Genomic DNA, 14,684 nt, shown 5'->3' on the forward strand with positions numbered 1-14,684 from the left:
AGCTCATTCGCTTGATGCACGGCATCTGGAGGGGATTTGACAATGCCGGCAAGGTACGCTGAGGTTTATGAGCAATGGAAAAGCGACCCTGAAGGGTTCTGGGCCGGGGCCGCAAGCGCAGTGGACTGGTACTCTCCCTGGGAGAGGGTGCTGGACATGGATGCAGGCGCCAACGGCAGGTGGTTCGTAGGCGCAACGTGCAATACCTGCCACAATGCGGTCGACCGCCATGTCGCAAACGGCCGAGGCGATCAGGCGGCGCTGATTTACGACAGCGCCATGACGGGTCGCAAGCGGAGCTTCACCTATGCCGAGTTGAAAGCCGAGGTGATTGCCCTGGCAGCAGTGCTGGAGGACAAAGGAGTAAAAAAAGGCGACCGTGTTATCATCTACATGCCGATGATCCCCGAAGCCGTGTTTGCAATGCTTGCTTGCGCGCGGCTAGGCGTCATCCATTCGGTCGTGTTCGGCGGCTTCGCCGCCAAGGAACTCGCGACGCGCATAGACGACGCCAAGCCAAAGCTTGTCATTTCGGCCTCCTGCGGACTCGAGCCAGGACGCGCTGTTGCCTACAAGCCACTGCTCGACCAGGCCATTTCACTTTCATCTTCGAAGCCCGAGACCTGCATCATCGTGCAGCGCACTGAACTTGCTTGCAATCTCATTGCGGGACGCGACATCGATTATGCGGAAGCCGTCGACATGGTCAAAGCAGAAGGACGCGACGCACCTTGCGTTCCGGTGCTCGCTACTGATCCTCTCTATATCCTCTACACCTCCGGCACCACCGGCCAGCCAAAGGGTGTCGTGCGCGACAATGGCGGGCACATGGTCGCGCTCAGCTGGTCGATGTGGAACGAATATGGCGTCAGGCCCGGCGAAGTCTTTTGGGCTGCTTCGGATATCGGCTGGGCTGTCGGTCACTCATACATAACTTACGCGCCCCTTTTCCATGGCTGCACAACTGTGCTTTTCGAGGGCAAGCCCGTGGGCACCCCCGACGCCGGCACCTTCTGGCGTGTTATCGCCGAGCATGGAGTGGTCGTGCTTTTCACCGCCCCCACGGCGTTTCGTGCCATCAGGAAGGAAGATCCGGAGGCAAAGCTCGTCGGGGAGTACGACCTCTCACGCTTTCGCGCGCTGTTCCTCGCCGGAGAGCGCGCCGATCCCGAGACCCTCAAGTGGGCGGAGCGGAATCTGAAGGTACCCGTGATCGACCACTGGTGGCAGACAGAGACGGGCAGCCCGATCAGCCAGAATCCGATCGGACTTGGAAAATTGCCGGTCAAATATGGGTCGCCGGGCGTTCCCATGCCTGGCTACGACGTGCAGATCGTGGACGATGCGGGCCATCCAGTCCCAACCGATACGCTCGGCAATGTGGTTATTAAGCTTCCACTCCCGCCCGGCTGTCTGCCTACACTGTGGAATGCCGAGCAACGCTTTCGTGAAGCATATCTTGAAGAATTCCCCGGCCACTACAAGACGGCGGATGCCGGCTTCATTGATGCCGACGGCTATCTCTTCATCATGTCCCGCACGGACGACATCATCAATGTCGCGGGCCACAGGCTTTCGACCGGAGCAATCGAGGAGGTCTTGGCCGAGCATCCGGATGTCGCTGAATGTGCCGTGGTCGGCGTGTTCGACAGGATAAAGGGGGAAGTTCCGTGCGGCTTCATCGTTCTTAAGAGTGGCGTTACGCGTGACTCGGATGCGATCGAAAGGGAAGTGATCCAGCTTGTGCGGGAGCGTATAGGCGCGGTCGCTGCATTCAAGATTGCATTCTCCGTCAAGCGGCTCCCCAAGACCCGCTCCGGAAAGATCTTGCGCGGCACAATGAAGAAGATCGCCGACGCCGAGGAATGGAATATGCCCGCAACAATCGACGATCCGGCCATCCTCGATGAGATCGCGGATGTCATCAAGCAGCGTCGGACAGGCCTGGCCACTCCTTAGAGTCTGAATCGGAATGACCGCTGTGTTTTCAGTTCCTTGCGAGCCTTCGCGTGAGCATGCGGATGTTTGCCAAGTAGACCCAGGCTTCGGAGGAAGCGATGGTCCGGTCGAAGTCCTTTGCCAGTCTGCGGCATCTGCCCAGCCATGCGAAGGTTCGCTCCACCACCCATCGGCGCAGAAGGACCTCGAAGCCTTTGGCGCTGTCGGATCGCTTGATGATCTGCATCGTGAACGAGCCGATTTTTGCAGGGCGCCCCGCAGTTTCGGTCCGGCATAGCCGCCGTCGGCGAAGACGTGGCGCAGCCACGGCCATCGCGTGAGAATGGATTTGAGGACGGCGGGCGCGCCGTCGCGGTCTTGAATGTCGGCGGCGTGAACGACCAGTCCGACCATCATGCCCAGCGTGTCGACGACGATGTGGCGCTTGCGACCCATGATCTTCTTGCCGGCGTCGAAGCCTCGTATGCCGCCGCTTTCCGTGGTTTTCACGCTCTGACTGCCGATGACGCCGGCGGACGGGCTCGCCTCCCGGCCCTCCCGTTCGCGCGCCGCCATCACGAGTTCATTGTTGATGGTCCGCAGCAGGCCATCGTCACGCCAGCGCCAGAAGTATTTCTGCACCGTCGAGAATGGCGGGAAGTCCTTCGGCAAAAGTCGCCACGCAGAGCCGGCCGACGCAAGGTAGAGAAGCGCGTTCACGACCTCACGCAGGTCCGTCTTGCGTGGCCGGCCGATCCGGTTCGGCGCCGGCATCAATGGTGCAACCAGCGCCCACTCCGCATCCGTCAGATCGCTTGCGTAGCGGAGGCAGCGCCGCTCATAGTGCGGACGGGTGATTTCAGTCCAGGGCATCGTGACCTCCGTCGAATCTCAGCAATCCGACTGAATCACAACCCGCTGAAATCACTCACCTCTTTTTGGAACAGACACTTAGGAGTGAGGCCGCCTGCCCCATCTCTCCTTGGGATGACGCGGCGGGGGTTGTCGCGTGAGATCACAGACCTTGTGGGGATGCGACAATGAAAGATTTGCGGGGCTTCGACTTCATCATCGTCGGCGCGGGATCGGCCGGCTGCGAGCTGGCCAACCGGCTTGCGGAGGATCCGTCCTGTTCGGTTCTGCTGCTCGAAGCCGGAGGCTGGGATCGCGATCCGTGGATCCAGATCCCGCTCGGCTGGGGCCGCATCATGCAGAAGCGCCTGCACGACTGGGGCTACGAGACGGAACCGGAAGAGCAGCTTGGCGACCGCAGCATGGAATGCGCCCGAGGCAAGGTGATCGGCGGTTCGTCGTCGATAAATGCCATGGCCTATGTGCGCGGCAATCGGGCCGACAATGACCGATGGGCACGAAACGGACTGCCTGATTTGTCCTACCAGCGCAAGTTTGTGGGCTTCCTGCTCGCTGTTCTGTAAACGGGAGGCGCTATAAGAAGGGAGTCGTCAGATTCGCGGTCCGAACATTGAGTAGAAACTGGGTGCCATTGCGCGACGAACGCGTCTGTCGCTTCTTGCACATGCGTTGGTTGATCATCTGGTCCACGGTCAATTCCACATGGGCAGTCGACCCCCGCGCGGGGGCCGGTTCCACGCTGCGCCCACCCGGCCATCAAATCACCGACGATACCGATATTAGCTTCACCCTTTGAGACACGCTCAAGCTGGTGGTCCTCGGAGGAACTCTGACTTAGCCCAACATCGTATCCATGTGCGGCAAGTAAGTTCTGAGTGATAATTCCCACGTTCCACCATGGCGCTCACTTGAATAATAATGCAAACGTCAATTTACGCTGGTTCAAATCCATAGCATTCTCTCAGATGGATGGCATTCTTCGGACCATACTTAGCGCTTCCAATCGAAAAGGCTATAGCCGTCATGAATGTGCTACTCCGTTTCTCAATTATTGAGACGAGGAGCTCCGGTTCCATCTGAGTTGCGATAAGTCGCGCGCCGTAGTCGGCCATCAGACGCGTCACAGGGAGATCTAGGCGGTCGACCGCGAGCAGCCGGTCCTGCCGATGATGCCGGGCGTGCCCGAGCGCCGGACCACAATTGTGTGCAGCACAGCACGACGTCGCTATTTGCCGCGCTCGATATCGCCTCGGTCTTCGTGATGGCAAATGCTACAAGCGGCACTGTGCGACCGAGTTCTTGACTTCCTCAAACAGATCGACGCCCGTGTTCCCGACGGGCTCGATTCCGCGACAGGGCTGGAGCTGGCAGAGCGATCGGTAATCGCGACAGATTGACCGGAAACAATCGCCGGAAGCTCTTGTTGCCCTGCTACAGCCAAAAACGGCGCGGCTAATCTGTGAGCAAAAGAGAATGGGAGGCATCGCTGCCGCCCTTTCCGTATCTGAAGGCATCGAAAGCTCAATCTTCTTGCGTCAGAAACCCGTCGAAGTAAGCTCGAGCTCGGCAAAGGCCGCGAGTGGGAGAACATGCGCAACGTGCTGGTCCGGCCGCACAACGACAATGCAGCCCTCGGCTCGATCTATGCCCCTCCTGTCGAAAAATGTCGTTGCCGACCTTCAGGTCGAGGCAGAACATTTTTTCGTAGTCGTGGAGCCTATAGCGGCCTTTCCGGGGGAGGAGGAAAGGAGGCATGGCTTCGACGCTGAGCTCGCGATGACCCTGCTGGAAGATAACCCGACAATCGATCACGGAATCGATGTCGGCCCCGCTCGGCGTGTATTTCGCGCCGGGAGATTGCGGGGACCGGGCAAGAAACTCGCAGAGCGCTCGGAGGCCGGAGGAAAGGGCGACCGGGTCTTCCGCACCGGCGAAGGCGAAGAGACGCCAGCGGCCGAATCCCCATAAAGCGCCCGACCGAGGGACTGGCGCACGGCGCTACGCGCCCCGTCACAACCGACGACGTAACGAGCCTTCACGGTTTCGACCTGTCCTTCGTGCGAGGGATCGAGCCGCTCGAGCCTGACCGTTACCGGGCAGGCCGGGGGGGGGGGCGTTGCGTTTGATCGGCACGCCGTTGCCGAAAGAGGCTGTCGAGTCGATCCTGAGATCCAGCATGCGGCGCGCGTAATCCGGCTCTAGCCGCACCGGAGAATTGCGCATGACATCCAGAAAAAAATCATGCACCCGCGCTTGGTTCAGGATGACGTGCGGGAATTCGGACAGGCCGTCTTCAGTATCTTGGATCCGTCCACTGGCGGATGATGTTTTCCCGCTGATTGTCGCCCGGCTTCCAGAACGACGTCTCATTAACCCAATACGCCTCTTTCACTACGCGCTCGCTGAAGCCGTAGGCCTCGAACATCTCCATCGTGCGGCATCCGATTCCGTCGGCCTGACCGACGAGCAATCGGCCGGGCTTCTGGTCGACAATCCGGGTATTGATGTCGGGAAAGGCCGCCAGTTGCGCCGCCAACGTCAGACCTGCCGGCCCGCAGCCAACAATCAAGACATCGGCTTGCGCGGGAAGATTTCCAGAGGGCCGTGAGTTGCGGTACCGCTCGGCCGGCTCGGAAATTTCCGGATCACCAGGCTTGAAGCCGTTGAGATGGAATTGCATAGGCCAAAATCCTCGAAGGCATTCAGCAGACGATTACAGGCCCTGAAAACTCGCCCGCGCCGTCCACCCAGGCCCGGGGGCCCGGGGCCCGGGTGACGTCCCGGGGCGTGGTGTAGCTGGGTAGCGCGGTGGTCATCGGCGCTTTCCGGTAGGGTCTGGTTGTCGAAGCCAACCTTTCTGGAGAGACCACCGATGACCGACGACATGATGAACCTGCGTGCGCTCGTGGAGAAGAGCGCGGATGCCGATCTGCTGCGCGAGATGATCGGCTTCGCGGCCGAGCGGCTGATGGAGATGGAGGTGGGCGCGGCCACCGGCGCCGCCTATGGCGAGAAGTCGCCGCTGCGGACGGCGCAGCGCAACGGCTACCGCGACCGGGACTGGGAGACGCGGGCCGGCACCGTCGAGCTGCGCATTCCCAAGCTCAGGAAGGGCTCCTACTTCCCTGGCTTTCTGGAACCGCGTCGCATGGCCGAGAAGGCGCTGACGGCGGTGATCCAGGAGGCGTATGTCCAGGGCATCTCGACGCGCTCGGTCGACGATCTCGTCAAGGCGATGGGAATGTCGGGCATCTCGAAGAGCCAGGTCAGCCGCCTCTGCGAGGAGATCGACGGCAAGGTGAAGGCCTTCCTCGAACGGCCGATCGAAGGTGATTGGCCATACCTGTGGATCGACGCAACCTACCTGAAGGTCCGGCGCGGCGGGCGCATCGTCTCGGTCGCGGTGATCATCGCGGTCGGCGTCAACAGCGATGGCCGGCGCGAGGTGCTTGGGATGGAGATCGGCACGTCTGAAGCCGAGCCGATATGGACGGAGTTCCTGCGCAAGCTGACACGACGAGGCCTGCGCGGCGTGAAGCTCGTCGTGTCCGATGCCCATGAAGGCCTGAAGGCCGCCGTCACCAAGGTTCTCTCGGCCACCTGGCAGCGCTGCCGCGTGGGCCTGTTGAAGAAGTTCCTGTCGGCTGATTCCATTGGACGATCGTTGATTCGCCGGGGGATTCGCGATGCTCGGACGCAAGGAGCGGGATCAGTTGGAGCTGTTCATGACCGGGTCGCTGCGGCAGCTCGTGCCCGACGATCATGTTCTCGCCCGGGTGGATCGCGTTCTCGACCTGTCGTGGCTGCGGTCGGAGGTGTCTGAGCTCTACTGCGAGACAACCGGGCGACCGGGGATCGATCCCGAGGTTGCGGTTCGGCTGATGCTGGCCGGGTTTCTGCTCGGGATCGTGCATGACCGTCGGCTGATGCGGGAGGCCCAGGTCAATCTCGCGATCCGCTGGTTCGTTGGCTACGGTTTGCACGAAGCGCTGCCCGACCATTCGTCGCTGACCCGTATCCGCCAGCGGTGGGGTGCTCATTGTTTCCGGCGCATCTTCGAGCGCACCGTGCAGGCTTGCATGTCCGCGAAGGTCGCGAAGGGCGAGATCGTGCATGTCGACGCCTCGCTGATCCGGGCGGACGTGAGCTGGGAGAGCCTCGCCGTCCGTCACGTCGATGCCGTCGCTGAGGCCAACGCAGACGGCGCGACGGTGGAGCGGGACAGCCGCAAGACCGGCAAGCACAAGAAGGTCTGCGTCACAGACCCTGATGCTTCGATGGCGACCAACGGGCGGAACCGGCGCCTCGAGCCGGCCTACAAGCAGCATGCGGTGGTCGACGACGTCTTCGGCGTGGTCATAGACGTCGAGGTCACGACCGGCGAGGTCAACGAGGGGCAGGTCGTTCTCGAGCGCATCGACGCCGCCGCCGATACGACCGGCGTGCCAATCCAGACCGTTACGGCCGATGCGGGCTACGCCTACGCCAAGGTCTACGGGGGCTTGGAGCGGCGCAAGTTCGTGGCGGTCATTCCGGCGAAGGCCGAACCCAACCGCAGCCCGGTGCCGCTCCGCCGCTTCCGCTACGATGCGCGCCACGACATCCTCAAGTGCCCGCGCGGCAAGATCCTGCGACCGACACGGCCGGTCAAGCATGGCCGCTTCTTCTACTCGCGCGCCGCCGATTGCAAAGGCTGCGACCTCGCAGCGCTGTGCCTCTCCAAGGGGCGCGTCAACAAGGCTGTTGTCGTTGGTGGCGACTATCCTGCGCTCCTGCGCGCTCGGCGGCGGCGCGAGCAGTGGACGGACGAGGACAGGCGGCTTTACCAGCGCCACCGCTGGCGATCAGAGGGCTACCATGGCGAAGCGAAGACATGGCATGGCCTCGCCCGCGCCGTCAGGCGGGGCCTCCAGAACATGCGCATCCAGGCTTTTCTCACCGCCTCTGCCGTGAACCTCAAGCGGCTCGCCGCCGCTCTTTCGGCCGCCCTCCTGCTTCCGGCCGGCCTGAGAAAATCGGTCCTCGAGCAACTGCTCTCGCTGGGGACGCGCATGTCGCAGGTTCGTCTGGCAGCCGGATAGCTCTGTTCAATCTCGGCTTCTTCAACAGGCCCCGCGTCCACTTCATGCGCAATGTGCTGGCGCATGCCGGCAAGAGCGGTCGGCGCGTCGTCTCCGCCTTCATCGTCACCGCCTTCGCGCAGGAGACGCCGGAGGCCGCCAGCACCCAGTGGCGGGCCGTCGCCGACCAGATCCGGCCGAAGGTGCCGAAGCTCGCCGCCATCCTCGACGACGCCGAGCCCGACGTGCTCGCCTACATGACCGTCCCGAAGGAGCACCGGGCGAAGCTGCACTCGACGGATGACATCGACAAGTCTGACGTCGGCTCATTCGTTTCCTTGTTCGGCGCCGGTGAGCCCGTTTCTGCGTCCCGGCCCATGCGTCGCGATCGGCCCCGTCTCGGGACGCGGTCAAGGCTGGGCGCTGCGCAGCCGGTTCCGCTGGGCGCGGCGTTTCCAGGCCACGCCTTGAAGGCGGCTCGACACGGGGCCAGTCTTCAGCCAGGCCGAGGCGATCGTCGTGCCGTGCCGGCACATTCTTGTGCTATCTTCGCCCGGCACGGACGACCACGTGGCAAAGAGCGGCGCAAGGATGAAAGCGCCACCACGCAGCCCTTATAGTCGTTCTTCCTTTGTGGCGTCCGTGCGCCGCTTCGGCCCTCGCGACCGCCAGTGCCGGACCGTCAACTCGTAGGCACGCTCGGCATTCTCGGCCGCGGCTTTCTCGCTGTTGCGCAGCTCCTTCATATTGTAGGCGTAGGCCGGACCGCGCCGTCCAACGCCGCGTTCGTTGGGCGCACCGGCCTTGAGGGCGAGCTGCCGCCGCTTCGCCGCTACCAGCGCCGGCCGAACCCAGAAGTAGTCCTGCTCCTTGGTCAGCAAGTGCCAGATCAGCACGGCGAGCTTGCGGGCGACCGCCACCCGCGACCTGATGGCCACGCTTGTTGCGGATGCGCAGGAAGAAGGCCCTGAGCGGCCCGGGCGCCTTTGCCGCCGCCCAGGCGGCCTCGACCAGCATGGCGCGCGCGTGGGAGCGCCCGTGCTTGCTGATCCGGCCATACTGGGCGATGCCAAGACCGGATTGGCGCACACGCGGATTGAGGCCGAAGTAGCTCAACAGCTTCTGCGATTCGCCGAAACGGCGGATGTCGCCGATCGCCGCGATGATGCCGGTGGCAACGACCGCATTGACGCCGGTGATCGTCTGCAGCCGACGAACCTGCGGATCGTCAACCGCTTCACAAGCGATGTCGCGATCAAGGTCGGCAAGATTCCCGGCCAGCCGGTCGATCTCGCGGATGTGGCGGGCGATCGCGGCGCGCTCGTCGTCGGGAAGCATCTGCCGTTCGAGCCAGGCCCGGCCGCGCTTGTTGAACAGATCGGCATGCGGGCACTTGGGCACGAGATGTGCCTGCAGAATGCCATGCACCTCGTTCTTCACCCGTGTGCGGTGCCGCACCACCTGGTTGCGCCGGGCAACAAGACGGCGCAGCCGCTCGGTGCGCGCATCCGGAACCCAAACCTCCGGCAGGAAGCCGCTGGCATGAAGTTGCGCGAGAACCCCGGCATCGATCTTGTCGGTCTTGATCCTGGCATGGGCGATCACCTTCACCTGCATCGGGTTGGCGACAATTACCCGGCCGACGAAGGGCGAAAGCACACGCACCACCGCCATGGCATTGCCGGTTGCTTCGACAACGACCTCGTCGGTTGTAAGCAGACTGCGGCCGAACCCTTCCAGTCCCGAGCGGGTCATGTCGATCCGGCCGTGATGGCGCAGCCGGCCGTCTTCCCAAAACACCACCTCCGCAAACGTGCGGTGGATGTCCATTCCGATTACACGTCTCATTGGCTCCCTCTCCTCAAACAGTCGGGAGCCGGCGGGCGACGCGACACCTACGGATCCGCGCTCTCGGCGCAACCGGGCAGGTCGCAGGGGCGGCCAGCTACTAACGCGAGCTCGCAGCTCATCGAATACATCGGCCTGCCCGCACTTGGCGTGCTCCCGGTGCCCCTGTCCCGGATGGTCGCACCATACGCCGAATATTGCTCCAGCGAGGACGAGATGGCACCGTCAGATTATACTGGTTACGAACCCCTTCGAGCGCCTCAACGGCGAGATCAAGCGGCGCACCGACGTCGTAGGAATCTTCCCCAACGATGATGCCATCGTCCGCCTCGTCGGCGCGCTGCTGCTCGAACAGAACGACGAATGGGCCGTCCAGCGCGCCCGCTACATGACGCTGGAAAGCGTCGGCCAGTTGAGCGATGATCCCCTCATCAGCCTGCCAGCAGTGGCGCGCTGATCAGCCCGGCCAAGCCGGAGAGCGCGGCCACCAACGCCGCCAGCTACACCACGCGGTGGGACACCATCCAGGCCCGCGCCAACGGCATATCGCTGAGCAGCATATCGGATACCTTTTCGATCTCTCCCTGCAGTAGGTAGTTGGTCGTCCCGAGCGGAGCCGTCTTCAAGATGAGATCATCCGCATTCTCCCTTGGGAAGATCGAGACATGAAGATGTCGCGCAGGTTCTTCGCCGCCGCGCAGACGGCGCCGGGCTCGAGCGCCACGCGGCCTATTCCCAGCACCTTGGCCAGCGAGTGGCCAATCGGCAGCCAATCCACCAGCATCTCGGTATCGCTGAATTCTGTCTGACTGTCCTAAGTCGGTATATCGTTGCCGGCGACAGAGGCCATGTGGAAGACGGCTTGAACGGCGTGTCTGTCACCGTAAATGGTGTTAGAGCGGATTCGACTTAGTCCGGGTCATATCCTGCGGCCTCGAAATAGTTCCGACACTCCTCTGCGGTGAAGACTGACAGGCAATCGGCAACGACCGACCAGAGTTCGTCGACGGTTCTGGCGGCGGCCTTTCTAAGCAGGGCCTTGAGCTTCGAGAACGCCATCTCGATCGGGTTGAAGTCCGGCGAGTATGGCGGCAGGAACAGGAGTTGCGCCCCGACCTTCTCGATGGCTTCGCGCACGCCGCTGATCTTGTGGGCCGGCAGATTGTCCATGACCACGACGTCGCCGGGGCGAAGCTCGGGCGCGAGAACCTGCTCGGCATAGGCCAGGAAGGCGGCACCATTCATGGGGCCGTCGAGCAGCATCGGCGCCGCCATGCCGTCCAGTCGCAGCCCGGCGGTGAAGGTGGTCGTCTTCCAATGGCCGTGGGGAACGGCTGCCCGGCATCGCTCGCCGCATGGCGCCCTGCCGCGCAAGCGGGCCATCTTCGTCGAAGCAGCGGTCTCGTCGATGAAGATCATCTTGGCGGGATCGAGGTCGAGTTGGCCGTCAAACCAGGCTATGCGGCGGCGCAGGACATCAGGGCGCTGCTGCTCTGAGGCGTGCGCTGTCTTTTATGGGATGGCCCGCCCCTCCCGCCGGCTCCGAGTTACGGTGCCGGTGTGTTTGAGAGGAAGGAGCGGACCTATGTCTATCGTGACCCTTGGAATCGACCTGGGCAAGAACCTGAACAGCGTGGTGGGCCTTGATACGGAGGGGCAGGTCGTCCTGCGCCGGCGCGTCCGGCGCTCGACGCTTGCGGAACTCGCCGGCAGCCTTCCACCCTGCACCGTCGCCATGGAGGCGTGCTGCGGTGCCCATCATGTCGGTCGTCTCTTTGCCGCGAAAGGGCATGATGTCCGAATGATGTCTCCCGAATATGTCCGGCCTTACGTCCGTGCGCAGAAGAACGACGACAACGATGCGGCGGGGATCGCCGAGGCCGCGACGCGACCGACCATGCGCTTCGTGGAGTTGAAGAGCCAGGACCGGCTCGACCTGCAGACCCTGCACCGGGCTCGCTCTCGCCTTGTGGCGGCGCGCAAGTCGCTCGTCAACCAGCTCCGGGCGATCCTGCTCGAACGTGGGTATACGTTCCGGCAGGGACGCGAGGTCCTTGAGCGCGAACTCGATCCATTCCTTGCCGAGCCGCCTTCGGAGCTTTCGTCCCGCATCGTGGCGCTCATCGCGGACATGCGCGCCGAGTGGCGATCCCTCGATGAGCGGATTGATGCCTTGAACGACGACCTCGCCGCGCATGTGCGCGCCGACGACGCAGCGAGCCGACTGACCTCGATACCCGGCATCGGCATCCTTGGCGCAACCGCGCTGGTTGCGGCCGTTGGAGATGGCGAAGCGTTCCGTCGGGCGCGCGATGTGCCAGCATGGCTCGGGCTCGTGCCGAAGCAGATGACGACCGGCGGCAAGCCGCGGCTGCTCAGCATTACCAAGCGTGGGAACATTTACCTTCGCATGCTGCTGATCCATGGGGCGCGTGCTGCGCTGCCGAGCCTCTCCAAACAGGCGACGCCCTCGGGCGATTGGCTTCGAGGTCTCCTGTCGCGGGCGCACCGCAACGTCGTGATCGTAGCGCTGGCGGCCAAGCTCGCCCGTATCGCCTGGGCGAGCCTGCGGCGCGGCGTCGGCTTCGAGCGTGGATGGGGACAGGCCGTGGTGGCCTGAAACGAAGGTATCGACTGCGGCGGATTGCGAACGAAAGCCGCCGTTCGACGAGGTTGGCGGAAGGAGGCTGATGGCCGGAAGGGTCGAACACCCGCGTCCCTGGAAGCCTGGTTCAAAAAACGGCGCATCGACGCCGAGACTTTTATGAGGACCAGGACGCGCGGATCTCCATCATGGCGAGGGCAAACGCGCCACTACGCCGGATACGTTTGTGCACGACCGAACAAAGCCTGACGCAACCAACTTGCCAACGGGGCGGGCCATACGTTTTTGAACGTGATGCCGCGCCGGTCGAGGAACAGCCAGACCGTCGAGGGCGCTGCCCGCACGCCGCGCTCGGAGCCGAGGCGCTCCCCGATCTCGGCAAGTGTGATGTCCGGCGCTTCCTCGATGAGGCCGAGAATGAAGGTCTCGTGTTCATCGAGCTTCGAGCGCGACGGCTGGCCCTGCTTGCGCGCTTCCATCTCGCCGGTCTCGCGATAGCGGCGATACCAGGCCCCGGCGGTCGAGATCCCGATCGCAAAGCGACGCGCTGCCTCCCGCGTTGAAACCCCGTCTTCGATCGCCGCAATCACCCGACCGCGAAGGTCGCCGCTCAGGCTCCTCGTCATCACCACCTCCTGGCAAATCACCAGCACCAGTGAATCAGACAACGAACGATCCGGGAATCCTCAAACCGACTCTGCGTTCATCGGAGATGCTCTAGGGGGCGGGCGCGCCGGAAATCGCGTTTGATATCGCTCGGGTCATGTAGATTGCGCCTTGGATGTAGCTTCCGGAATACATGCGGCGGTATGCTGTAAGATTAAACGTGCCGTCGAGGCCGAATTCCATGATATCGTCACGGGCAGACTATCTGCGGGCTGCGCGAGCTCAACCGAAAGAAGCAACAGGATTTGTGAGTTGGCGCGCGCTGACATGGCCGGAAGCCGGGATTGCCGCGCCTCCATCTTTCGCCCGGCAATCTGCTTCTGGACGATCGCGCCTGCGAACGGGATCATCGCGGTGAACGCCGTTTAACGCCCGGCGAGTTCCGCCAAATCTTCCTCCTGCGACACGTGATGCAGGCCCGGCAGCACTCTCACGACTTCCGGATACGAGGAATGGCGGCGCGTCACCTGTAGAAACGTCCAGTCATCTCAGGTCCCGCATCAAGATTCACAGACTATAGGCCTCGGTCGTCGCCGGGTGAAACAACTCCTCTACCCGGACGCGACGCGGCGACAGCCCTTGGCGGTAGTGGTAGTCGAGAAACGTCTCCAGCACATGTTTATTCGGCGCCAGTCCATAGGTCCACACATCCGGTCCCATCAACTGATGCGCGCGCCGCAGATTGTCTTCGACGAACGGCATTGTGACCTTGGTGGCTGAAGCGTCTGCGAGCGCGGCTTGGGCCATCGCCTTGGCCTGCGTGAAGGCCTTCAGTAGAGCGCCCGGCAGCCACGGGTTCGCCTCGGCCAGCGATCGCCGCAGGCCCAGGACATGCATGATCGGGAAGATCGCCGTCCGCTTATAATAATCCTCGGCGGCCGCAACCGTGTTGGGAAAGAGCCGGTCTATATTCGCATGCCCATCGTCGAAGCACATCGGCGCGCGCGGGCCCAGGAAGCCATCGATCGTGCCGTCGAGAAGCATCGCGTTAAGCGTCGCCCCTTCGCGCGTCTGTTCGACCCGGATGTCGGGCGGGAGGTTCACCTTGATCTTCTCGGGCCGGCCCGGCGTGTTCATGCCGCCGCGCACCCAGGTGATCTCCGACGACTTCACGCCGTGATCGTCCTCAAGGATGCCGCGGAACCAGACATTGGCGGAAAGCTGATATTCCGCGATGCCGATGCGCCTGCCGCGCAGGTCGTCAGGTCCCCTGATCCCCTTGTCGGTGCGCACATAAATCGAGGTGTGCCGGAAAGCGCGCGACAGGAACACGGGAATGGCGAAATAATGAGGATCGCCCCGCGCCACCGAGATGGAGTACGATGACAGCGATAGCTCGGAGACGTCGAATGCTTGGTGGCGGAAGGCGCGGAAGAACATTTCCTCTGGCGACAGCAGCATGCAGGTAGGATCGACCCCGTCGATCTTGATGCGACCGTCGAAGATGGGACGGGTTCTATCGTAGTCGCCCATCGCCAGAGACAGGGTTAGTTCGCTCATTGGTCGGTTCCTATACTGTTGTCTGGTATTGCAGCGCCGTCGGCAGTTCCGTTTCGCCCGAACGCAGAACGGGGTGGCAGACTCCAAGGCACGCCAGCCCCAGGCGCCGGTCCGTGTAGGCGCGATGTCTTCGCGGATGGCGTCAAGCAGCGCGTCGATCACCTCCGCCCGCGGATTGCGCGACGGCCGCGTAG

10 protein-coding genes and 7 pseudogenes are annotated in these 14,684 nt (G+C 63.0%); 8 read left to right on the forward strand and 9 right to left on the reverse strand.

Going from position 1 to position 14,684, the window contains the following annotated elements; genetic code table 11:
* Positions 1 to 42 precede the first annotated feature (42 nt).
* Positions 43 to 1,959, forward strand: a complete 1,917-nt coding sequence (locus ABGN05_RS06465) for a propionyl-CoA synthetase (RefSeq protein ID WP_367954327.1) — start codon at positions 43 to 45, stop codon at positions 1,957 to 1,959.
* A 28-nt stretch (positions 1,960 to 1,987) separates the two neighbouring features.
* Here the strand turns inward: ABGN05_RS06465 and ABGN05_RS06470 are convergent.
* A protein-coding gene (locus ABGN05_RS06470) for an IS5 family transposase (RefSeq protein ID WP_367953203.1) occupies positions 1,988 to 2,811 on the reverse strand; the annotation gives its coding sequence in 2 pieces (ribosomal slippage) (positions 1,988 to 2,205 and positions 2,205 to 2,811; 825 coding nt in all).
* Between the two features lie 167 nt (positions 2,812 to 2,978).
* Here ABGN05_RS06470 and ABGN05_RS06475 point away from each other — a divergent pair.
* Both ABGN05_RS06475 and ABGN05_RS06480 read left to right on the forward strand, forming a co-directional pair.
* The gene (locus ABGN05_RS06475; protein WP_367953204.1) at positions 2,979 to 3,374 is read left to right on the forward strand and encodes a GMC family oxidoreductase N-terminal domain-containing protein; all 396 of its coding nucleotides are present in this window, start codon (positions 2,979 to 2,981) and stop codon (positions 3,372 to 3,374) included.
* Between the two features lie 573 nt (positions 3,375 to 3,947).
* Positions 3,948 to 4,154, forward strand: a pseudogene (locus ABGN05_RS06480) (IS630 family transposase); the annotation flags it as partial.
* Positions 4,155 to 4,346: 192 nt separating this feature from the next.
* On the opposite strand, the gene ABGN05_RS30230 reads toward ABGN05_RS06480, so the two are convergent.
* From ABGN05_RS30230 to ABGN05_RS30195, 3 genes and pseudogenes are all read right to left on the reverse strand, one after another.
* A complete protein-coding gene (locus ABGN05_RS30230) occupies positions 4,347 to 4,427 on the reverse strand; it encodes a hypothetical protein (RefSeq protein WP_444876170.1) in 81 nt (26 codons plus the stop codon).
* Between the two features lie 118 nt (positions 4,428 to 4,545).
* Positions 4,546 to 4,707: pseudogene (locus ABGN05_RS30235) on the reverse strand (hypothetical protein); the annotation flags it as partial.
* A 397-nt stretch (positions 4,708 to 5,104) separates the two neighbouring features.
* Positions 5,105 to 5,491: an FAD-dependent monooxygenase gene (locus ABGN05_RS30195; RefSeq protein WP_373695902.1), complete on the reverse strand. Its 387-nt coding sequence runs from the start codon at positions 5,489 to 5,491 to the stop codon at positions 5,105 to 5,107.
* 192 nt (positions 5,492 to 5,683) lie between these two features.
* Between ABGN05_RS30195 and ABGN05_RS06490 the strand changes: the two are divergent.
* From ABGN05_RS06490 to ABGN05_RS06500, 3 genes and pseudogenes are all read left to right on the forward strand, one after another.
* A pseudogene (locus tag ABGN05_RS06490) lies at positions 5,684 to 6,454 on the forward strand (IS256 family transposase); the annotation flags it as partial.
* A 43-nt stretch (positions 6,455 to 6,497) separates the two neighbouring features.
* Entirely contained in the window at positions 6,498 to 7,892 is a 1,395-nt protein-coding gene (locus tag ABGN05_RS06495) for a transposase (protein WP_373695903.1), read from the forward strand.
* 20 nt (positions 7,893 to 7,912) lie between these two features.
* A pseudogene (locus ABGN05_RS06500) lies at positions 7,913 to 8,185 on the forward strand (transposase); the annotation flags it as partial.
* 300 nt (positions 8,186 to 8,485) lie between these two features.
* Here ABGN05_RS06500 and ABGN05_RS06505 read toward each other — a convergent pair.
* A pseudogene (locus ABGN05_RS06505) lies at positions 8,486 to 9,701 on the reverse strand (IS110 family RNA-guided transposase).
* A gap of 256 nt (positions 9,702 to 9,957) precedes the next feature.
* Between ABGN05_RS06505 and ABGN05_RS06510 the strand changes: the two are divergent.
* A pseudogene (locus ABGN05_RS06510) lies at positions 9,958 to 10,176 on the forward strand (transposase); the annotation flags it as partial.
* Between the two features lie 165 nt (positions 10,177 to 10,341).
* Here the strand turns inward: ABGN05_RS06510 and ABGN05_RS06515 are convergent.
* Together ABGN05_RS06515 and ABGN05_RS06520 are read right to left on the reverse strand one after the other, a co-directional pair.
* A complete protein-coding gene (locus tag ABGN05_RS06515) occupies positions 10,342 to 10,503 on the reverse strand; it encodes a hypothetical protein (protein WP_367953205.1) in 162 nt (53 codons plus the stop codon).
* A gap of 125 nt (positions 10,504 to 10,628) precedes the next feature.
* Positions 10,629 to 11,231: pseudogene (locus ABGN05_RS06520) on the reverse strand (IS630 family transposase); the annotation flags it as partial.
* 73 nt (positions 11,232 to 11,304) lie between these two features.
* On the opposite strand from ABGN05_RS06520, the gene ABGN05_RS06525 reads away from it, so the two are divergent.
* Entirely contained in the window at positions 11,305 to 12,339 is a 1,035-nt protein-coding gene (locus ABGN05_RS06525) for an IS110 family RNA-guided transposase (RefSeq protein WP_367953206.1), read from the forward strand.
* A 194-nt stretch (positions 12,340 to 12,533) separates the two neighbouring features.
* Here the strand turns inward: ABGN05_RS06525 and ABGN05_RS06530 are convergent, their stop codons facing one another.
* Positions 12,534 to 12,992 (reverse strand): helix-turn-helix domain-containing protein, encoded by a 459-nt coding sequence (locus ABGN05_RS06530; RefSeq protein ID WP_367953207.1) that lies wholly within the window; start codon positions 12,990 to 12,992, stop codon positions 12,534 to 12,536.
* A 505-nt stretch (positions 12,993 to 13,497) separates the two neighbouring features.
* Positions 13,498 to 14,652 carry an ABC transporter substrate-binding protein gene (locus tag ABGN05_RS06535; protein WP_367953208.1) on the reverse strand — a complete coding sequence of 385 codons (1,155 nt, stop codon included), beginning with the start codon at positions 14,650 to 14,652 and terminating at the stop codon, positions 13,498 to 13,500.
* Positions 14,653 to 14,684 lie beyond the last annotated feature (32 nt).

The organism is Aquibium pacificum, assembly GCF_040839445.1.
Classification (GTDB): domain Bacteria; phylum Pseudomonadota; class Alphaproteobacteria; order Rhizobiales; family Rhizobiaceae; genus Aquibium; species Aquibium pacificus.